Annotated in this window: 16 protein-coding genes; 7 read left to right on the top strand and 9 right to left on the bottom strand. The window is 65.6% G+C overall.

The window, feature by feature from the left end:
- Nucleotides 1-76 precede the first annotated feature (76 nt).
- On the bottom strand, nucleotides 77-1,579 hold the full coding sequence (locus B0B01_RS10365) for a D-alanyl-D-alanine carboxypeptidase family protein (protein WP_076649788.1): 1,503 nt from the start codon (nucleotides 1,577-1,579) through the stop codon (nucleotides 77-79).
- Between the two features lie 407 nt (nucleotides 1,580-1,986).
- Between B0B01_RS10365 and clpS the strand changes: the two genes are divergently transcribed.
- From clpS to B0B01_RS10350, 3 genes are read left to right on the top strand one after another with little or no spacing between them, the layout of a single operon-like run.
- Entirely contained in the window at nucleotides 1,987-2,304 is a 318-nt protein-coding gene (gene clpS / locus B0B01_RS10360) for an ATP-dependent Clp protease adapter ClpS (protein ID WP_234967784.1), read from the top strand.
- Between the two features lie 31 nt (nucleotides 2,305-2,335).
- The gene (locus B0B01_RS10355; RefSeq protein WP_076649787.1) at nucleotides 2,336-3,322 is read left to right on the top strand and encodes a class I SAM-dependent methyltransferase; all 987 of its coding nucleotides are present in this window, start codon (nucleotides 2,336-2,338) and stop codon (nucleotides 3,320-3,322) included.
- Between the two features lie 46 nt (nucleotides 3,323-3,368).
- Nucleotides 3,369-4,181: an SDR family NAD(P)-dependent oxidoreductase gene (locus B0B01_RS10350; RefSeq protein WP_076649786.1), complete on the top strand. Its 813-nt coding sequence runs from the start codon at nucleotides 3,369-3,371 to the stop codon at nucleotides 4,179-4,181.
- Between the two features lie 126 nt (nucleotides 4,182-4,307).
- Here the strand turns inward: B0B01_RS10350 and ccoS are convergent, their stop codons facing one another.
- The gene (gene ccoS, locus B0B01_RS10345; protein ID WP_076649785.1) at nucleotides 4,308-4,460 is read right to left on the bottom strand and encodes a cbb3-type cytochrome oxidase assembly protein CcoS; all 153 of its coding nucleotides are present in this window, start codon (nucleotides 4,458-4,460) and stop codon (nucleotides 4,308-4,310) included.
- Between the two features lie 331 nt (nucleotides 4,461-4,791).
- Here ccoS and B0B01_RS10340 point away from each other — a divergent pair, with 331 nt between their 5' ends.
- Complete coding sequence (locus tag B0B01_RS10340; RefSeq protein WP_234967783.1) at nucleotides 4,792-5,475, top strand: DUF2270 domain-containing protein; 684 nt, start codon at nucleotides 4,792-4,794, stop codon at nucleotides 5,473-5,475.
- A 130-nt stretch (nucleotides 5,476-5,605) separates the two neighbouring features.
- On the top strand, nucleotides 5,606-6,445 hold the full coding sequence (locus B0B01_RS10335) for a universal stress protein (RefSeq protein ID WP_076649783.1): 840 nt from the start codon (nucleotides 5,606-5,608) through the stop codon (nucleotides 6,443-6,445).
- A 53-nt stretch (nucleotides 6,446-6,498) separates the two neighbouring features.
- Here the strand turns inward: B0B01_RS10335 and fnrL are convergent, their stop codons facing one another.
- The gene (gene fnrL / locus B0B01_RS10330) at nucleotides 6,499-7,239 is read right to left on the bottom strand and encodes a transcriptional regulator FnrL (protein WP_407675274.1); all 741 of its coding nucleotides are present in this window, start codon (nucleotides 7,237-7,239) and stop codon (nucleotides 6,499-6,501) included.
- A gap of 62 nt (nucleotides 7,240-7,301) precedes the next feature.
- Between fnrL and hemN the strand changes: the two genes are divergently transcribed.
- The gene (gene hemN, locus B0B01_RS10325) at nucleotides 7,302-8,657 is read left to right on the top strand and encodes an oxygen-independent coproporphyrinogen III oxidase (RefSeq protein WP_076649781.1); all 1,356 of its coding nucleotides are present in this window, start codon (nucleotides 7,302-7,304) and stop codon (nucleotides 8,655-8,657) included.
- A 35-nt stretch (nucleotides 8,658-8,692) separates the two neighbouring features.
- On the opposite strand, the gene B0B01_RS10320 is transcribed toward hemN, so the two are convergent.
- The 5 genes from B0B01_RS10320 to B0B01_RS13550 form a co-directional block, all read right to left on the bottom strand.
- Nucleotides 8,693-10,273: an ABC transporter ATP-binding protein gene (locus B0B01_RS10320; RefSeq protein ID WP_076649780.1), complete on the bottom strand. Its 1,581-nt coding sequence runs from the start codon at nucleotides 10,271-10,273 to the stop codon at nucleotides 8,693-8,695.
- Entirely contained in the window at nucleotides 10,270-11,469 is a 1,200-nt protein-coding gene (locus B0B01_RS10315) for an ABC transporter permease (RefSeq protein ID WP_234967751.1), read from the bottom strand. The genes B0B01_RS10320 and B0B01_RS10315 overlap by 4 nt, the downstream gene beginning before the upstream one ends.
- A 4-nt stretch (nucleotides 11,470-11,473) precedes the next feature.
- Nucleotides 11,474-12,559 carry a microcin C ABC transporter permease YejB gene (locus B0B01_RS10310; RefSeq protein WP_076649779.1) on the bottom strand — a complete coding sequence of 362 codons (1,086 nt, stop codon included), beginning with the start codon at nucleotides 12,557-12,559 and terminating at the stop codon, nucleotides 11,474-11,476.
- Nucleotides 12,560-12,562: 3 nt separating this feature from the next.
- Nucleotides 12,563-14,464, bottom strand: coding sequence for an extracellular solute-binding protein (locus B0B01_RS10305; RefSeq protein ID WP_076649778.1), 1,902 nt, complete (start codon nucleotides 14,462-14,464; stop codon nucleotides 12,563-12,565).
- Between the two features lie 214 nt (nucleotides 14,465-14,678).
- Nucleotides 14,679-15,707 carry a c-type cytochrome gene (locus tag B0B01_RS13550; RefSeq protein ID WP_076649777.1) on the bottom strand — a complete coding sequence of 343 codons (1,029 nt, stop codon included), beginning with the start codon at nucleotides 15,705-15,707 and terminating at the stop codon, nucleotides 14,679-14,681.
- Between the two features lie 118 nt (nucleotides 15,708-15,825).
- Here B0B01_RS13550 and B0B01_RS10295 point away from each other — a divergent pair, with 118 nt between their 5' ends.
- On the top strand, nucleotides 15,826-16,659 hold the full coding sequence (locus B0B01_RS10295; RefSeq protein WP_076649776.1) for a prephenate dehydratase: 834 nt from the start codon (nucleotides 15,826-15,828) through the stop codon (nucleotides 16,657-16,659).
- On the opposite strand, the gene B0B01_RS10290 is transcribed toward B0B01_RS10295, so the two are convergent.
- Nucleotides 16,632-17,144: a hypothetical protein gene (locus B0B01_RS10290; protein WP_076649775.1), complete on the bottom strand. Its 513-nt coding sequence runs from the start codon at nucleotides 17,142-17,144 to the stop codon at nucleotides 16,632-16,634. The genes B0B01_RS10295 and B0B01_RS10290 overlap by 28 nt on opposite strands.
- Nucleotides 17,145-17,147 lie beyond the last annotated feature (3 nt).

Below are 17,147 nucleotides of genomic sequence, written 5' to 3'. Positions count from 1 at the left end.
TCTGACCGGGCCCCGAGTAATTTTCGTTCCTCTTCTGCCACGCGGCGAACGGCGCGGGCCGGGCGGGAGGAAAAGATCAGGACGGGCCGATCATGAAGCAGGAGACGTTGCGGGCCTGCAGGCGCCGGCAGGCGAGATCGGCCGTTTCGCGTGACATGCCCATGAAATTCGCATCAAAGCCCTGCGACGACTGCACCACCTTGCGCCGGGTGCCGTCCAGCGTCGCCATTTCGGTCAGGGCCGTGCGCAGCAGGACTTTCTCGGCCTGGTAACGGCTGTTGTAGCGCCCGACATTGATGCCCCAGTGCTGATCGCTCCCCGTGCTGGCGATGCGGGTGACGATCTCCTGCGCCTCGTCGGCCAGCGTGGTATCGCCTTCGGCGAATTCCTCTTCCGGCGGGGCAACGGCCTCGGCCGCAGGTTCCGCCGCGGCGAGGACCAGCTGCTCGGGCCGGGACGAGGGGCGCAGATCCGGGACATCCGGCGCAGCAGCCGCGGCATCGGCAACCTCGGTCTCGGGCGCGGCGCCGTCATTCATTGCCGCGTTGAGCCCTTCGGAAATCGCCGCCTTGATCAGCGCATCATCCTGCGTCGCCGCGGCGGCAGCGGCGGCCGCCATCAGCACGGCGTTCTGATCTGCAGCGCGCGGTTGCGGGCGCAGGCTCCGGCTGACGGCGCCGGCCACGCGCGTGGCCCCTGCCCCGGTCGTATTGCCCACATAGGCCGGCCGGCCGGGTTTCTGCAGCGGGGCACTGCCCGGCGCCCGGCGGAAGCCGAGATCAAGGAGTTCGGCCACCTTGGCATCGCGCGTCGCGGTCGAGCGCCCCCCGAAGACGGTGGCGATGATGCGCTTCCCGCCGCGCTCGGCCGATGCGGTCAGGTTGAAGCCGGCCGCGACCGTATAGCCGGTCTTGATCCCGTCCGCGCCGCTGTAGCTCGACAGCAGGCGGCGGTTCGTATGATTGACCGTCGCCACGCCCGCATCGGCGGTACGGCGCGAGAACAGGTTGTAATATTGCGGATAATCATAGATCAGGTGCCGCCCCAGGATGCTCATGTCGCGGGCGGTTGAAAGGTGCCCGCTCCGGGTCAGCCCGTGGGCGTTCTGAAAGGTGGTCTGGGTCATGCCCATCATCCGGGCGGTGCGGTTCATGCGCTCGGCAAAGGCGGCTTCGGAGCCGCTGATGGCCTCGCCGATGGCGGTCGCGGCGTCATTGGCCGACTTGATCGCCGCAGCGCGGATCAGGTAGCGGAGCGCGATCTGCTGCCCGCTCTTCAGCCCCAGCTTGGACGGCGGCTCCGACGCGGCCTTGCGCGAGATCGTCACCTGCTTGTCGAGCGAAATCTCGCCATGCTCGATCGCCTCGAAGGCGATATAAAGGGTCATCATCTTGGTGAGCGAGGCCGGATGCAGGCGGGCTTCGGAGTTGCTTGAATGCAGCACCTGCCCGGTGCGGGCGTCCATCACGTAATCGGCATAGGGCGCAGCGATGGCGCTGAGCGGCAAGAGAACAAGCAGCCAGATTGCGGTGATGATATACAGCCACAAGCGGGCCGGACTGCTGCGCCGAACCTTCACGATTACTGCCCTTGCTCTGCCTCTTGGTCGCCGGTTTTCCGGCTGACACTTTATTGAGCCTCAGGTTAACACAGGGTTTCCGCAAAATAAATACGGGTTTTGAAGCTCTTACCCTGTTTTGCTCGCGACCTACCAGATGTTGCGGCCAGCCCCTTCAGCGCCACCAGAACTGTACCGCCATATCCGGCCGGCGGCCCAGAGAACGGGGGAGCGGGCGGCAAAGGGACGCACGACCAGCACGGGCTCCGGCTCCGGGCGGGCCTGCGCCGCGCAGCCTCTTTTCTAATCCTGCTCATGGGTTATATAGGGAACCGGAACGGATTTCTCAGAAGGGCCAGGCTTGGGTGATGCTGCATCGGGGATCGGTCGTGTCAAAGACGATGATGACAGGCATGATGACGACAGGCATGTCGGGCGGCGGTGACGATGCCGACGGCACGGCCCTGCTCGAGCCCCGCACCCGCACCCGCCGGCCGCCGCTTTACAAGGTCCTGTTGCTGAACGACGATTTCACGCCGATGGAATTCGTCGTGCATGTGCTCGAGCGGTTCTTCGGCATGTCGCATGGCCATGCCTTCGAGATGATGCTGACGGTGCACAAGCAGGGTCTTGCCGTGGTCGGGGTCTTTACCCATGAGATCGCCGAGACCAAGGTCGGGCAGGTCATGGATTTCGCCCGCCGCCACCAGCACCCGCTGCAATGCACCATGGAGCGCGAGGACTGACGTCGCCCATGCCCCTTCGCCCGGCCCGCCCATGACCGTCCGGCTGCGCCATGCGCTCGAGACGGGTGCGCTCTCCCTGCCCGAGTCGGGGCGGATCAGCGTGTTGTCGCCGCCCGAGGATGCGGACCTCTCCGTCCTGCCGCAGGAGCGGATCGAGGTCGTGACCCCGTTCCGGCCGGCCCATGATCGCTTTGCCGCGCTTGGTTTTGACTGCCGGCCCGAAAGCGACCGACCCTGCAGCATGGCGATCATATGCCTGCCGCGGGCCAAGGCGCGCGCCTGGCTTCTGGTCGGCGAGGCCGCGCGGCGCAGCAGCGGATGGGTGGTGATCGACGGCGCGAAGAGCGACGGGATCGACAGCATGTTGAAGGCCCTGCGCCGGCAGGTCGGGGTGAGCGAACCCGTCGCCAAGGCCCATGGCAAGCTGTTCTGGTTCACCCCCGGCCCGGACACGCCCCTTGCCGGCCCCCCGGAGCAGCCCGAGCGCGTCGAGGGATTCGTCACCGCACCCGGCGTATTTTCCGCCGCCGAGGTCGATCCGGCCTCGCACCTGCTGGCCGCGGCCCTGCCCCCCGCCGGGCTCGGGCGTCACGTGGTCGATCTGGGCGCCGGCTGGGGCTATCTCGGCGCGAGCATCCTGGCGCTGCCGGGGCTTGAGCGGCTCGACCTGGTGGAGGCGGACCATCTGGCGCTTGACTGCGCGCGCGACAACCTGCGCGATGCGCGATGCGCATTTCACTGGGCCGATGCGCGGCGATGGAGCCCGGACAGCCGGCCCGATGCGGTGGTGATGAACCCCCCGTTCCACAGCGGCCGCGCCGCGGAACCGGAGCTCGGCCGTGCCTTCATCGCCGCGGCGGCGCGGATTCTGGCCCCGTCCGGGCAGCTCTGGATGGTGGCGAACCGGCACCTTCCCTATGAGGCCGCGCTTGCAGGGGCCTTCCAGCGGGTGCAGGAGGCAGGGGGCGACCGCCGGTTCAAGGTGATTCACGCCAGCAGCCCGCGCCGCCGCCGCTGAACCCCGGCCGGGCGACTCGGCGGGGACATTTTTCGGAGGTTCTGCGATGTCCTTTTCCATCAGCGGCAAGACGGCCATCGTCACCGGCGCGGCAACCGGGATCGGGCTGGCCATCGCGCGCCAGTTCATGCGCGCCGGCGCCAATGTCATGTTCACCGACGCGAACGAGAAGCTCCTGGCGGAGGAGCTTGGCGAACTGACCGCAGAGCATGAGAACGTCCGCTATTTCGCCGGCGACCTGCGCGAGAAGCTCGCGGCCGCGAATCTGCTTTCGGCGACCGTGGATGCCTTTGACCGCATCGACATACTGATCAACGGAGCGCGGCAGATGGCATCGAGCGATGCGCTCGACCCGGATGACGAGTCGGTCCCGGACCTGCTCGACCAGAACCTGATGACCACGCTGCGCCTCAGCCAGATGGCGGCGCGGCGCATGATCCGCCATGCACAGGACAACGGGACCGATGACCGGACGCAGATCGGGGCAATCGTCAACCTGAGCTCGATCGCGGCGCGGCGCACCCACCCCGAGATGCTGGGCTATTCGATCAGTTCGGCCGCGCTCGACCAGATGACGCGGTCGCTGGCGGTCGCGCTGGCGCCGCATCGCATCCGGGTGAACGCGGTCGCCTTCGGCTCGGTCATGAGCGCCTCGCTGCAGGAGGCGCTGAAGGCCGAAAGCGGATATCGGCAGGATATCGAGCAGCACACGCCGCTCGGCCGCATCGCCTCTCCCGATGAACTGGCCGACACGGTGCAGTTTCTCGCCTCGGACGCGGCGCGTTTCATGACCGGGCAGGTTCTGACCCTGGACGGCGGGCGCACGTTGCTCGACCCGGTGACCGTACCGGCCCATTGACCGCCGAAGCCACGGCGGCATGGCCGGGCATGGTGGAGGGAATCGGGGACGAGGGGCGCTGCCCCTCGCGCTCCCCGGGATATTTCTGCCAGAAGAAGATGAGACGATGCGCCGCGGGAAGCACCGTCAGGGGCGATCGTCCCATTCATCCGTAAGGATGCGGCGGGCGTCCCCCTCGGGGTCGTCATACTGGTTGCTGCGCACGGAGTAGATGAAGGCGACGAGGCCGACCGAGCCCATCAGCAGCGAAATCGGAATAAGCCAGGCCAGAAACTGCATGCCGTTCTCCGTTCCGGACAGTCGTGCAGCAGACATGGGCCTCGCGCGCCTTGCGATCAAGGTGATTATTGCCGCAGCCAAGCTCTGCGCCGCCTCGCGCCGCGGTGCCATGTGCCCGCGCCGGGGCCGCGAGATTGGCGGTGCCGGCACTGGGGAAACATCAAACCTTTTCAGACAGCCGACACCGCCGCGCCCGCGATGCGATCCTGCCGGCGCAGCGGGCGCATGGACGTGGCACGATGTCCACTTCCTTGCGTCACTAGTTACCATTTGTCGCAGGCTTTCTTTGACCAAAGTCAAGACCGGTGCATAGTGGGGCGGAAGCGAAAGGATTTGTGTCATTACCGAGACAGGCGGGCAGCACCGGGAACTGAACGGGGCCGAGATCGGCGCCATCGCGCATCTTTATCGCGGCGAAGTCTATCGCAGCACCATGTGGCGCACCCGGCTCGACAACACCACCAACTGGGCGGTGGTGACGCTCGGGGTGGCGCTTTCGATCTCCTATGCGTCGCCCGATGCCTCGCCGCTGCCGCTCGTTCTGGTCGGGATCCTGATCATCCTGTTCCTGATGCTCGAAGCGCGGCGCTATCGCTATTTCAACGTCTGGCGGGCGCGGGCGCGATGGATGGAGGTCAATTTCTACGTGCCGCTGCTGCGCGACGGCGATCTGCGGCTCGAGGAGAACTGGCAGCGAACGCTGGCGGGGGATTACGAATTTCCGGCTTATCACGTAAGCTCCCTGGCGGCGATCGGGCGGCGCATCCGGCGCAATTATCTCTGGATCCTGCTGATCCAGACGCTGGCCTATGTCGGCAAGCTGGTGGTGCATCCCTTCCCGGTCCGCACCGCGGAGGAACTGCTCCTGCGGGCGGATATCGGCCCGATTCCGGGCGCCCTGGTCCTGCTCATCGGCGCGGTCTACCTGGCCAGCTGGGTCTGGATCGCGCTCTGGAGCATGCGCAGCGACGCGGCCCGCACCCGCATCCGCAGCCCCGGCAGCAGCATGGGGTGAGAACGGGCAGGCGCGCGCCGCGGCCGGCAGACGGGCTTGACCGGCGGGCCGGGCGGCAGGACAATCGCCGCGTGGACAGACACCCTGTCGCCGGGAACCCCGACGCGGAACAGCCGATTGGAGGTTACAAATGGCGTATCGCTCGCTTCTGACCATTCTGACCGACCGCACCATCGCCAGGCGGACGCTCGAACATGCCATTGCCCTCAGCAAGACCCTGGATGCCCATCTGAACGCGCTCTGCCTCGGCGTGGACCGCACCCAGACCAGCTATTTCTACGAGGGCGCCAATGCGATCATCATCCAGGAATCGCTGGCCCAGGCGCGGACCGAGCTTGTCGAGAATGCCGGTTTCGCACGCGGCCTGCTGGAACGCTCGGAGATTCGCTGGTCGATGGACGAGCAGTTGACGCAGATCGCCGATCTCAACCGGCAGGTGGCGCAGAAGGCGCGGTTTTGCGACCTCGTGCTGCTGCCGCGCCCCTATGGCGAGGACCGGGGCGGCGAGCTTGAGGTTGCGGTCGAGGCGGCGATGTTCGAGGGTGACGCACCGGTTCTGGTGGTGCCGGATCAGGGCGCGTTCCCGCCCGTCCCGGAACGGATCATGGTCGCCTGGAACGAAAGCGCCGAGGCGATGACCGCGATTCGCCGCGCCCTGCCCTTTCTGAAAGCGGCGCAGACCGTGCATATCGCCATCATCGGCCCGCCGGAGCGGCGAATCGAGCGGTCGGAGCCGGGCAGCATGCTCGGGCAGATGCTGGCGCGCCACGGCGTGAACTGCACCATCGACGTGCTGGGAAAGACGCGCCCGCAGGTCTCCGACATCCTGAACCGCCATGCCATGGACACGGGCGCGGAAATGATCGTGATGGGCGCCTATGGGCACTCCCGCTTCCGCGAGGCGATTCTGGGCGGGGCCACGCGCAACATGCTCGAAGCGGCGCAGGTGCCGGTGTTCATGGCCCGCTGAGCCCGCTGAGCCGCTGAACGGGACGATGCCAGCGACGGCCGGGGGCGGGCGCCTTATCCCGGAAGCCCCCCGTCGGCATCGTCACCCGCCTCTTCCATCAGGCGGCGCATGTCGGGGATGACCACGTGGCGGTTCCCCTCGAGCCGGATCACGCCGTCGCGGCGCAGCGCCGACATCTGCCGGCTCACGGTCTCGAGCGTCAGCCCGAGGTAATCGGACATGGCATCGCGCGTGAGCGGCAGATTGAACCATATGTTGCCCGGAGAGGATTCGGTGCAGGGCGAACCGGCGCGCCGGGCGATGATGACAAGAAGGCTCGCGATCTTTTCCCGCGCCGTCTTGCGCCCGAGGACCAGCATCCATTCGCGCGCGGAATCGAGCTCGTCGAGCGTCATCTCGAGCAGCCGCCCCGCCACCGCCGGGGTTGCGCCGAGCAGGTTCTCGAACGGGATGCGGCGGAAACAGCACATCACCACATCGCTCACCGCCACCACGTCATAGACGGCGCTGCTTCGGCCCGGACGTCCGACGAAATCGCTCGGCAGGAGCAGGCCCACCATCTGCGTGCGCCCGTCCTCCATGGTCTGGGTCAGGGTGGCGACACCCGAGATGATAGAGCCGACGAAATCCATGGTCTCGCCGGCGATGGTGATGGTCTCGCCCGAATTGTAGCGGCGGTAATACTTGATCTCTTCCAGCCGGGCGAGTTCGTCACCCCCGCAACGGGAACAGACCGCGCGGTGACGGATCGCGCAATCGACGCATTTCGTGGTTATCGCGGGAGATGTCTGCATCATCATGGCCTCGATTGATATAGGTCAAGGCAGGCACCCAGTCCTTGGGAATATGTAGTATCATGTTCGACAAATCGCAATTGGCAGCCTTCGGGCTATTTGACGCGCGGGTTCCCCGCTACACGAGCTATCCTCCGTCGCCGCAGTTCGGAAATGCAATCACGAACACGCAGCATGCGGAATGGATCCGCGGGATTCCGCCCGGATCGGCCATATCGCTTTATATCCATGTCCCTTTTTGCCGCCGTCTGTGCTGGTTCTGCGCCTGCCGCACGCAAGGCACCCAGAGCGACGCGCCGGTGCGGGCCTATCTCGACGTGCTGAAGGCCGAACTTGCGCTGCTGAAACGGCAGCTTCCCGAGGGAATCACCCTGTCGCGGCTGCATTGGGGCGGCGGCACGCCGACGCTGCTTTCACCCGCGATGATCGCCGATCTTGCCGGTGCGATTCATGACGTCGCCCCGCTCGGTCAGGGCGGGGAATTCTCGGTCGAGATCGACCCGAACGAGATCGACCGCCCGCGCCTCGATGCGCTGGCGGCGGCCGGGCTCAACCGGGCCTCGATCGGCGTGCAGGATTTCGACCCCGAGATCCAGAAATCCATCGGCCGGATGCAGAGCTATGAGCTGACCCGCGATACGGTGGCGATGATTCGCGACTGTGGCGTGACCAGCCTGAACACCGATATCCTGTTCGGCCTTCCCCACCAGAGCCGCAGCAAGATCACCGAAAGCGTGCAGAAGCTCTTGTCGCTCAATCCCGACCGGGTGGCGCTTTACGGCTATGCGCATGTGCCATGGGTCGCCAAGCGCCAGCAACTGATTCCGGCCGACGCGCTGCCGAGCCCCGAAGAGCGGCTCGAACTGTTCGAGACCGCGCGCAAGCTGTTCATGTGGGACAATTACGCCGAAATCGGCATCGACCATTTCGCCAGTTTTTCGGATCCGCTGACCATCGCCCAGAAGACGGGCCGGCTGCGGCGGAATTTTCAGGGCTATACCGACGACCAGGCGGATGTGCTGATCGGCGTCGGCGCCTCGTCGATCTCACGCTTTCCGCAGGGCTATACCCAGAACGCGCCGGCGACCTCGGCCCATGCGGCGCGGGTCCGCGACGGGGGCTTTTCCACCACGCGCGGGCACCGGTTCAGCGAGGACGACCGGCTGCGCGGGCGGGTGATCGAGGCGCTGATGTGCGATTTCGAGGTCGCGTCAGAGGAGCTCTGCAACCGCTATGGCATCTCCCGCGACAGGCTCGACGCGCTGTTCGCACAGGTGAACGCGAAATTCGACGGTCATCTTTCGCATGGGCCGGAGGGGCTTTCGATCCCACAGGGCCTGCGGCCGCTCACACGGGTGATCGCGCGGGCCTTTGATGCCTATGACCTCAGCAAGGCTGGGCACAGTTCGGCCATCTGAGCCCGCCATCCGAGCCCCCTGCCCCGCGACCGTATTCAGACCGCCGCCTTGATCAGTTTTCGGGTGTAATCGGTCGCCGGGTTGTCGAAAACTTCGGCCGCGGGGCCGTATTCGACGATATCGCCGGCGCGCATCACGGCCACCTTGTGAGACATGGCCCGCACCACCCGCAGATCGTGGCTGATGAACAGATAGGCCAGCCCGTATTTGCGCTGCAACCCGCGCAGAAGCTCGACGATCTGGACCTGCACCGTGCGGTCGAGCGCGCTGGTCGGTTCATCCAGCACCAGCAGGCGCGGCCGCAGCACCATGGCGCGGGCAATGGCGATGCGCTGGCGCTGGCCGCCCGAGAATTCATGCGGATAGCGATGCATCATCGCCGGATCGAGCCCGGTTTCACCCATCATCTCGGCCACGAGTTCGCGGCGATTGCGGCTCGGGTCGACACGGTGAATGCCCAGCCCCTCGGCGATGATCTGCTCGCAGGTCATGCGCGGTGAAAGGCTGCCGAAGGGATCCTGGAACACGATCTGCATCTCGCTGCGGAACCGGCGCAGCGTGCGGGTGGACCATCCGCGCATGTCCTGCCCGTCGAAGGTAAGCTGTCCCTCCGACGCGATGAGCCGCATGATCGCAAGCGCAAGCGTGGTCTTGCCCGACCCGCTTTCGCCCACAAGGCCCAGCGTCTCGCCCTCGCGCACCGCGATATTCGCGTGGTTCACGGCCTTGACGTGGCCGGTGGTGCGTTTGAGAAAACCGCGCTGGATCGGGAACCAGACCCGCAGGCCCTCGGTGCGGACGATCTCGGTCGCGCGCGCCTCCGGTTCGGCCGGCAGGCCGGCGGGTTCGGCCGCAAGCAGTTTCCGCGTATAGGGATGTTCTGGCGCGGCAAAGATCTCGGCCGCCGGGCCGGCCTCGACGATTTCGCCGTCCTTCATCACGCAGACCCGGTCGGCGATCCGGCGCACGATGCCAAGATCATGGGTGATGAACAGAAGCCCCAGGCCTTCCTGTTCCTTCAATTCGGCCAGGAGTTCGAGGATCTGCGCCTGAATGGTCACATCGAGCGCCGTCGTCGGCTCGTCCGCGATCAGGATGTCGGGCTTGTTGGCCAGCGCCATGGCGATCATGACCCGCTGCCGCTGCCCGCCGCTCAACTGATGGGGATAGGCGCCAAGACGCGCGGCCGCGTCGCGGATCCCGACCCGTTCGAGCAACTCTATAATGCGCGCCCGCGCCGCCTCGCCCTGCAGCCCCTGATGCAGCGCAAGCGATTCCGAAAGCTGCCGCTCGATCGTGTGCAACGGATTGAGCGAGGTCATCGGCTCCTGAAAGATGAAGCTGATGTCGTTGCCGCGCACCTTGCGCAGCAGCTTCGGGCTCGCGCCGATCATCTGCTGGCCGGCGTAGGTGACCGAACCCGACACCCGCGCGGAATCGCCCAGCAGCGAAACGACCGACAGCGCCGAGACCGACTTTCCCGACCCGCTTTCACCGACCAGCGCCACCGTCTCGCCCCGCGACAGCGCGAAGGACACGCTCCGCACCACCTCGGTCACGGTGCCGTCCTGATGAAACGAGACGCGCAGATTTTCGACCTTGAGGATCGGACTCATGAAAAGGTCTTCCGCGGATCGAACGCGTCGCGCACGCCTTCGAAGATGAACACGAGCAGCGAAAGCATGATGGCGAAGGTGAAGAAGGCCGAAAACCCGAGCCATGGTGCCTGCAGGTTCTGCTTGGCCTGAAGCGTGAGCTCACCGAGCGACGGCGCGGAGGACGGCAGCCCGAAGCCGAGGAAATCGAGGCTCGCGAGGGTCGAGATGGTCCCGGTGACGACAAAGGGCAGCATGGTCAGCGTCGCCACCATGGCATTGGGCAGCATGTGACGGAACATGATCGTCATGTTTCCGACGCCCAGCGCCTTGGCCGCGCGCACGTATTCGAGGTTGCGCGCGCGCAGGAATTCGGCCCGCACCACCCCGACCAGCGCCGTCCATGAAAACAGCACGAGCAGGAACACGAGCAGCCAGAATCCGCGCCCGAGGATCGCGAACATGATGATGATGACGTAAAGCGACGGCGTCGCCTGCCAGATCTCGATCAGCCGCTGAAAGACCAGGTCGAGCCAGCCGCCGAAATAACCCTGCACCGCCCCGGCAAAGACGCCGATCACGCTCGACGCGGCGGTCACGGCCAGGGTGAACAGGATCGACAGGCGAAAGCCGTAGATGATCCGCGCCAGCACGTCGCGCTTTGTATCGTCGGTGCCAAGCCAGTTCTCGGCATTGGGCGGCAGCGGCGCGGCGCCGGGCCGGTCCACCGTGGTGGTGAAGGAATAGGGAATGAGCGGCCAGAGCGCCCAGCCGCGCTCGATCTCCTCTCCGTCCACCATGCCGGTCCGCGCCTGTTCCATCACCGCTTCGGGGTCGTCGAAACAGGCATCGAGCCCGCCCGACGCGATCAGGCACTGCACCTCGGGGTCGCGATAGACGGCTTCGGTCTGGAAATCGCCGCCAAAGGCGGTTTCGGGATAGAAGCGGAAGATCGGCATGAAATACTCGCCGCGATACTGCACCATGATCGGCTTGTCGTTGGCGATGAACTCGGCAAACAGCGACAGGCCGAACAGCACCGCAAAGATCCAGAGCGACCAGAAGGCCCGGCGATTGCGGCAGAAGTTGCGCCAGCGCCGCGCGTTCAGCGGCGACAGGAACCGCGAGCGAGAGAGCGGCGCACCGCCCTTGTCGAGCGCCTCGCCGGCGGGGGCCGGGCGCTGATCGGGCGCAAGGGGCGGGATCATTTCGTCCATCGGCCTACCCTTCCCGCTTGCCGAAGTCGATACGCGGATCGACCAGCACATAGGCCAGATCCGATACGATACCGACCACGAGGCTGAGCAGGCCGAAGATGAACAGCGTGCCGAAGATCACCGGATAATCGCGCGCCACCGCCGCCTCGAATCCGAGACGCCCGAGCCCGTCGAGCGAAAAGATCGTCTCGATGATGATCGAGCCGGAAAAGAACACGCCGATGAACACCGCCGGAAAGCCCGCGATCACGATCAGCATGGCGTTGCGGAATACATGACCATACAGCACCCGGCGTTCGGACAGCCCCTTGGCGCGGGCGGTCATGACATAGTGTTTCTTGATCTCGTCGAGAAAGCTGTTCTTGGTCAGAAGCGTGAGCGTCGCAAAGGCGGCGATGGTGCTGGCGAGCACCGGCAGGGTGATGTGCCAGAAGTAATCAATGATCTTGCCCAGGAGGCTCAGATCCGACCAGTTGTCGCTGGTGAGCCCCCGCAGTGGAAAGATCTGCCAGTAGGAGCCCCCCGCAAACAGCACCAGCAGCAGGATCGCGAACAGGAATCCGGGGATCGCATAGGCGACGATGATCGCGCCGCTGGTCCAGGTATCGAATGCCGTGCCGTCGCGCACCGCCTTGCGGATACCGAGCGGAATCGACACGAGATAGGCAATCAGCGTGGACCAGAGGCCGAGCGAAATGGACACCGGCATCTTTTCCAGCACAAGGTCGGTCACGTTGATCGAACGGAAATAGCTCGTGCCGAAATCGAGACGCAGATAATTGCCCATCATGGTGAGGAACCGTTCAAGCGGCGGCTTGTCAAAGCCGAATTCGCGCTCGAGTTCCTCGATGAATTCGGGCGGGAGGCCGCGCGCGCCGACATAGCGTTCGGTCACGCCGCCGCTCTGCACGCCAAGGTCGGCGCCGCCCCCGGAAAACCCGGCAAAGGCATCGCCGCCGCCTTCCATCTGGGCAATGATCTGCTCGATCGGGCCGCCCGGCACGAACTGCACCAGCACGAAATTTATGATCATGATGCCAAGCAGCGTCGGGATGATCAGCAGCAGGCGGCGGGCGATGTAGGCTCCCATGTCTCAGCGCAGCGCCCCGGCCGCCTTGAGCCTGTCGCGCTTGTCGGCATCGGCCCACCAGAGATCCTCGACCCCGAGCGAATAGGGCGGCAGCGGATCGGGATGGCCGTAGATGTCCCAGTAGGCCACCAGATGCTTGCCCAGATACCAGGTCGGCACCATGAACCGCTTGGCCCGCAGCACCCGGTCCAGCGCACGCACATTGGCGGTGAGCTCCTCTCCATCGCTCGCGGCGACGATATTGTCGATCAGCGCGTCAATGGCCGGGTCATGGATGCCGGCAAGGTTGAACACCGAAAATTCCGCCGATTCGGAGCCGAACTGCTGATAAAGCCCGGTCGAGGGTTCAAGCGACATCGGATAGGCACCGGCGATCATGTCGAAATCGCGCTCGCGCCGGCGCAGGGTGTACTGGGCATCGTCGATGCGGTTGTACCTGGCGTCGATGCCCATGCCGCGCAGATTGTCCACGAATGGCAGAACGATGCGGTCGAGCACAGGATCGTCCGACAGGAACTCGATCACAAGCTTGCGCCCGTTCTCGTCGCGGCGGATGCCGTCCTCCCCGACGTTCCAGCCGGCCTCGTTCAAAAGCCCCATCGCCTTGCGCAGGTTGCGGCGGTCGCTCTGCCGGTCGGCGCGGCTTTCATGGGCGCTGACGGGTTCGCCGGTCAGGATCGCGGGGTCGATCCGCTCGCCGAGCGCCTCCAGCACTTCGAGCTCCCGCCCCTCGGGCAGGCCCTCCGCCTCGAGCGGGGTGCCCTCCCAGAACGAACTGCGCTGCTGGAACAGGCCGTATTGCAGGCTTTCGTTGGTCCATTCGAAATTGAACGCAAGCTGCACCGCCTCGCGCACGCGCGGATCCCGGAACTGCGGGCGATCCATGTTCATGATGAAGCCCATGGCAGGCGGCACATTGCCGTCGTCGATCTCGTCCGTCACCACCTGCCCGTTCTTCACCGCGCGGAAATCATAGGCGGTGGCCCAGCTTTTCGAGTTGTTCTCCTGGCGCAGCGTGTATTCGCCGGCCTTGAACGCCTCCATGGCGGCCACGGAATCGCTGAAATACTCGATGCGGATGCGGTCGAAATTGTTGCGCCCGACATTCACGTTCAGATCGTCGCCCCAGTAATCGGGGTTGCGCTTGTAGGTGACGCGCCGGTTCACGTCGTACCTGTCCAGGACATATGGGCCGGAGCCGATCCCGGGCTCCATGCGGGGCTTGTCGAGGCGGCGCTTTTCGGGGTCTTCGTCGAACCACGCCCTGGAAAATATCGGCGTGCCGCCCACCTGGGTGATCAGCGCCCGGCGCGGAATATCCGGGGCGAAATAGAACTTGACCCGATGTTCATCCAGCGCCTCGGCCTTGGGAATACGCTTGCGCACCGCCTCGGAATAGGACTGGAGCCCCTGTTCCAGCAGAATTTCATGCGAGAACACCACGTCATCGGCGGTCACCGGGCTGCCGTCGGAAAACCGCGCCTCGGGGCGCAGGTTGAAGATCACCCAATCCTGGCTTTCGGGATATTCGATGCTCTCGGCCACGAGCCCGTAATAGGAGGCCGGTTCGTCGTAGGACGGCACCAGCAGCGTTTCATACTGCTCGCCCGACCGCGCCGCCGCCCGGCCCTGCCGCGTGAAGGGGTTGAAGCTGTCGAAGGTGCCCTGCGCCGCATAGGAAAGTTCGCCGCCCCGCGGAGCGTCGGGGTTCACATAGTCGAACCGCTCGAATCCTTCGGGATATTTCAATTCGCCGAATTCGGAAAATCCGTGGCTCTTGATGATCTTTTCCTCGGCGCTGCCCGCGCTTGCAAGCAGGAGCCCGAGCACCAGGACAGCCAGCGCCGCAAGCCCGTGGCGTCGCAGAACCGCGCGGCTGCCCGGGGCGGGATGGTCCATGATCATCGGCAGATCCTCTTTCGCAGTTCGACTTCCGTCCAGTTCTAGTGCCGATGCGCCACGCGGGTCCAGCCCCGGCAGCCCCCGCTTTCGAATCCGTGATGCCATCCGCGGCAAGGCCCGCCGGACGGCCCCTCACATGGAAACGGGCCGCTGCCGGATGCAGCGGCCCGTTTTCCGGTCCCGGTCAGCCCGCGGCTGCGGTCACTCCGAAACGCTTTCAAGGTAACTGATCACGTCGATTCGACCCTGTTCCTTGCGCAGGCGCGGTATCCTCGGCGCCGGCTTCGTCGCCCGTATCCCCGGCTTCTCCGCCGGCAGCGTCCTCTTCCGCGGCGTTGTCAGCAGAAGCGTCCTCTTCCGCTGCTTCATCGGCGGCAGCCGCGTCGTCAGCGGCCGCGTCGTCAGCAGCCGCATCTTCAGCAGCCGCATCGTCAGCAGCCGCGTCGTCAGCAGCCGCATCTTCAGCGGTCGCATCGTCAGCAGCCGCATCGTCAGCGGTCGCATCGTCAGCAGCCGCGTCGGCGGCTTCGTCCTCGGCAGCCGCATCATCCGTGGCCGTGTCGCCGGACTCCTCATCCTGCGTGGCAGGCGCTTCCTCTCCGCCGGTTTCCTCCTCGGTTGCCTCATCGCCGGATTCGTCGGCGGCAGCGTCGTCGGACGCTTCGCCGGTTTCTTCAGCCTCGTCGGCAGCGGCCTCGCCCTCTCCGGCGTCACCGCCGGCGGCGGCCGCAAGGTCGATCGGATCGTCGGAATGCGTGTTCAGATAGGCGATCACATTGGCGCGGTCGGTGTCCTTGGGAAGCCCGGCAAAGCTCATGGCCGTTCCCGGAACCTCGTCGCTCGGCTTTGCGAGGAAATCGCTCAGCAGGTCGGGCGTCCAGACGCCGCCGTGGTCGGCCATGGCGCTCGAATAGTTGAATCCGGCCTCATGCGCGACCTCGCGACCGACCACCCCGTAAAGCGCCGGACCGGTGCTGTTCGCGCCCGGTTCGAGCTTGTGGCAGGCGACACATTTTCTGAAGACCCGTTCACCCGCGTCCGGGTCCGCCTCGGCCAGAAGATCGGCAAAGCTTGCCCCAGGCCCCTCATCCCCGTCCTCGCCTTCATCGCCGGTGTCGATGGCATAGGCCGGGTCGCCCGGGCTTTCGACATGGTAGATCGCCTGAGCCGCCCAGGCGCCCAGGAGCAGCACCAGAAAGGCACCGATCACCCCGGCGGCGGCTTTGGTCACGGTCATCGTATTCATGAGGTCGCCTGTCCAATTTGTTCCGTTTCGCGCATTTTCTAAGCCTTCCCCCATCGCGAGGCAAGGTATAGAGAGCCCGCAAGAGGCCGATCTCCGATTTGTTGCAGAAAGCGAAGCCATGTCCAAGCCTATCGCGTTTCAGGGTGAACCGGGTGCCTACAGCCATCAGGCCTGCCGCAAGCTCCGCCCGGAAACCGAGGCCCTGCCCTGCCGCACCTTCGAGGATGCGATCGACGCGGTGCGCAGCGGGACGGCCTCGCTCGCCATGCTCCCGGTCGAGAATTCGACCTATGGGCGCGTTGCCGACATCCACACGCTGCTGCCGGAATCGGGGCTGCATATCGTCGACGAGGTGTTTCTGCGGGTGCATATCAACCTGCTCGGCCTGCCCGGCACCCGGCTCGAGGACATCACCCATGCCATGAGCCACACGGTGCTGCTCGGACAGTGCAAGGGGTTCCTCGCCCGGCACGGGATCCACCGGATCACCGGCGCCGACACCGCCGGTTCGGCGCTGCATGTCTCGCAGACCGGCGACCATAGCCTCGGCGCGCTCGCAAGCCCGCTCGCGGGCGAGATCTACGGCCTTGAGGCGCTGGCCGAACATATCGAGGACAACTCGAACAACACCACACGTTTCCTGCTGATGGCGCCCGAGCCCGACATGTCGCGGCGCGGCGGCGACGGGATGATCACCACCTTCGTCTTCGAGGCGCGCAACATTCCCGCCTCGCTCTACAAGGCGCTCGGCGGGTTTGCGACCAACGGGGTCAACATGACCAAGCTCGAAAGCTACATGGTGGGCGGGTCTTTCACGGCAACGCGCTTCTATGCCGATATCGAGGGGCACCCCGATGATCCGAACGTGCGGCTGGCCATGGATGAACTGGCCTATTTCACCACCAATGTCGCCGTCCTCGGAACCTATCCGGCCGCGCCCGAACGCCAGTGAAACCGCGCCCCGCGCGAATCCAGCGCGCGCTGCTCCATGAGCGCGGCATATTCCTCGACCTTGCGCGCGAAACTCCGGTCGAGCTTGCCGCGCACCAGCCGCAGCGACTGAACCAGCAGCCGCGCCGGAATCGTGCGGGGTGACAGGTCCGCCGCGACCGCGATCCGGGTGAGATGCCGCGACAGGGGAATGAGGTCGAGCCGCAGAACGGTCTCGATGCCCTCGACCTCGCCGCGGAGACAGACGCCGCGATCAAGGTCGCATTCGGTCAGCACGAGGCGCGCGCGCCGCTCGCCCCCGTGCAGGCGAAAACCCACATCCCAGGCTGGCCGGCCGTCTGGTTTATTGCCGCCCGGCTCAGGCGCGATCCGGCGCACGGCAATCCGGCGACGGCGCGCACCCTTTTCGATCGCGTCGAATTCGGTCAGCATGGCGAAAATCTCGTCCGGCGATGCCGCAATGTCCTGTCGGCTCGAGAACCTCATCCC

The organism is Pontibaca methylaminivorans, assembly GCF_900156525.1.
Taxonomy (GTDB): domain Bacteria; phylum Pseudomonadota; class Alphaproteobacteria; order Rhodobacterales; family Rhodobacteraceae; genus Pontibaca; species Pontibaca methylaminivorans.
Note: the sequence above shows the minus strand (reverse complement) of the source record. Positions and strands in the feature narration are given on the sequence as shown.

What these genes read in the sequence shown, in the direction of transcription:
- clpS (WP_234967784.1), top strand. Translation starts at nt 1,987, where the DNA reads ATGTCGGGCGGCGGTGACGATGCCGACGGCACGGCCCTGCTCGAGCCC.
- B0B01_RS10355 (WP_076649787.1), top strand. Translation starts at nt 2,336, where the DNA reads ATGACCGTCCGGCTGCGCCATGCGCTCGAGACGGGTGCGCTCTCCCTG.
- B0B01_RS10350 (WP_076649786.1), top strand. Translation starts at nt 3,369, where the DNA reads ATGTCCTTTTCCATCAGCGGCAAGACGGCCATCGTCACCGGCGCGGCA.
- ccoS (WP_076649785.1), bottom strand. Translation starts at nt 4,460, where the DNA reads ATGCAGTTTCTGGCCTGGCTTATTCCGATTTCGCTGCTGATGGGCTCG.
- B0B01_RS10335 (WP_076649783.1), top strand. Translation starts at nt 5,606, where the DNA reads ATGGCGTATCGCTCGCTTCTGACCATTCTGACCGACCGCACCATCGCC.
- fnrL (WP_407675274.1), bottom strand. Translation starts at nt 7,239, where the DNA reads ATGCAGACATCTCCCGCGATAACCACGAAATGCGTCGATTGCGCGATC.
- hemN (WP_076649781.1), top strand. Translation starts at nt 7,302, where the DNA reads ATGTTCGACAAATCGCAATTGGCAGCCTTCGGGCTATTTGACGCGCGG.
- B0B01_RS10320 (WP_076649780.1), bottom strand. Translation starts at nt 10,273, where the DNA reads ATGAGTCCGATCCTCAAGGTCGAAAATCTGCGCGTCTCGTTTCATCAG.
- B0B01_RS10315 (WP_234967751.1), bottom strand. Translation starts at nt 11,469, where the DNA reads ATGGACGAAATGATCCCGCCCCTTGCGCCCGATCAGCGCCCGGCCCCC.
- B0B01_RS10310 (WP_076649779.1), bottom strand. Translation starts at nt 12,559, where the DNA reads ATGGGAGCCTACATCGCCCGCCGCCTGCTGCTGATCATCCCGACGCTG.
- B0B01_RS10305 (WP_076649778.1), bottom strand. Translation starts at nt 14,464, where the DNA reads ATGATCATGGACCATCCCGCCCCGGGCAGCCGCGCGGTTCTGCGACGC.
- B0B01_RS13550 (WP_076649777.1), bottom strand. Translation starts at nt 15,707, where the DNA reads ATGAATACGATGACCGTGACCAAAGCCGCCGCCGGGGTGATCGGTGCC.
- B0B01_RS10295 (WP_076649776.1), top strand. Translation starts at nt 15,826, where the DNA reads ATGTCCAAGCCTATCGCGTTTCAGGGTGAACCGGGTGCCTACAGCCAT.
- B0B01_RS10290 (WP_076649775.1), bottom strand. Translation starts at nt 17,144, where the DNA reads ATGAGGTTCTCGAGCCGACAGGACATTGCGGCATCGCCGGACGAGATT.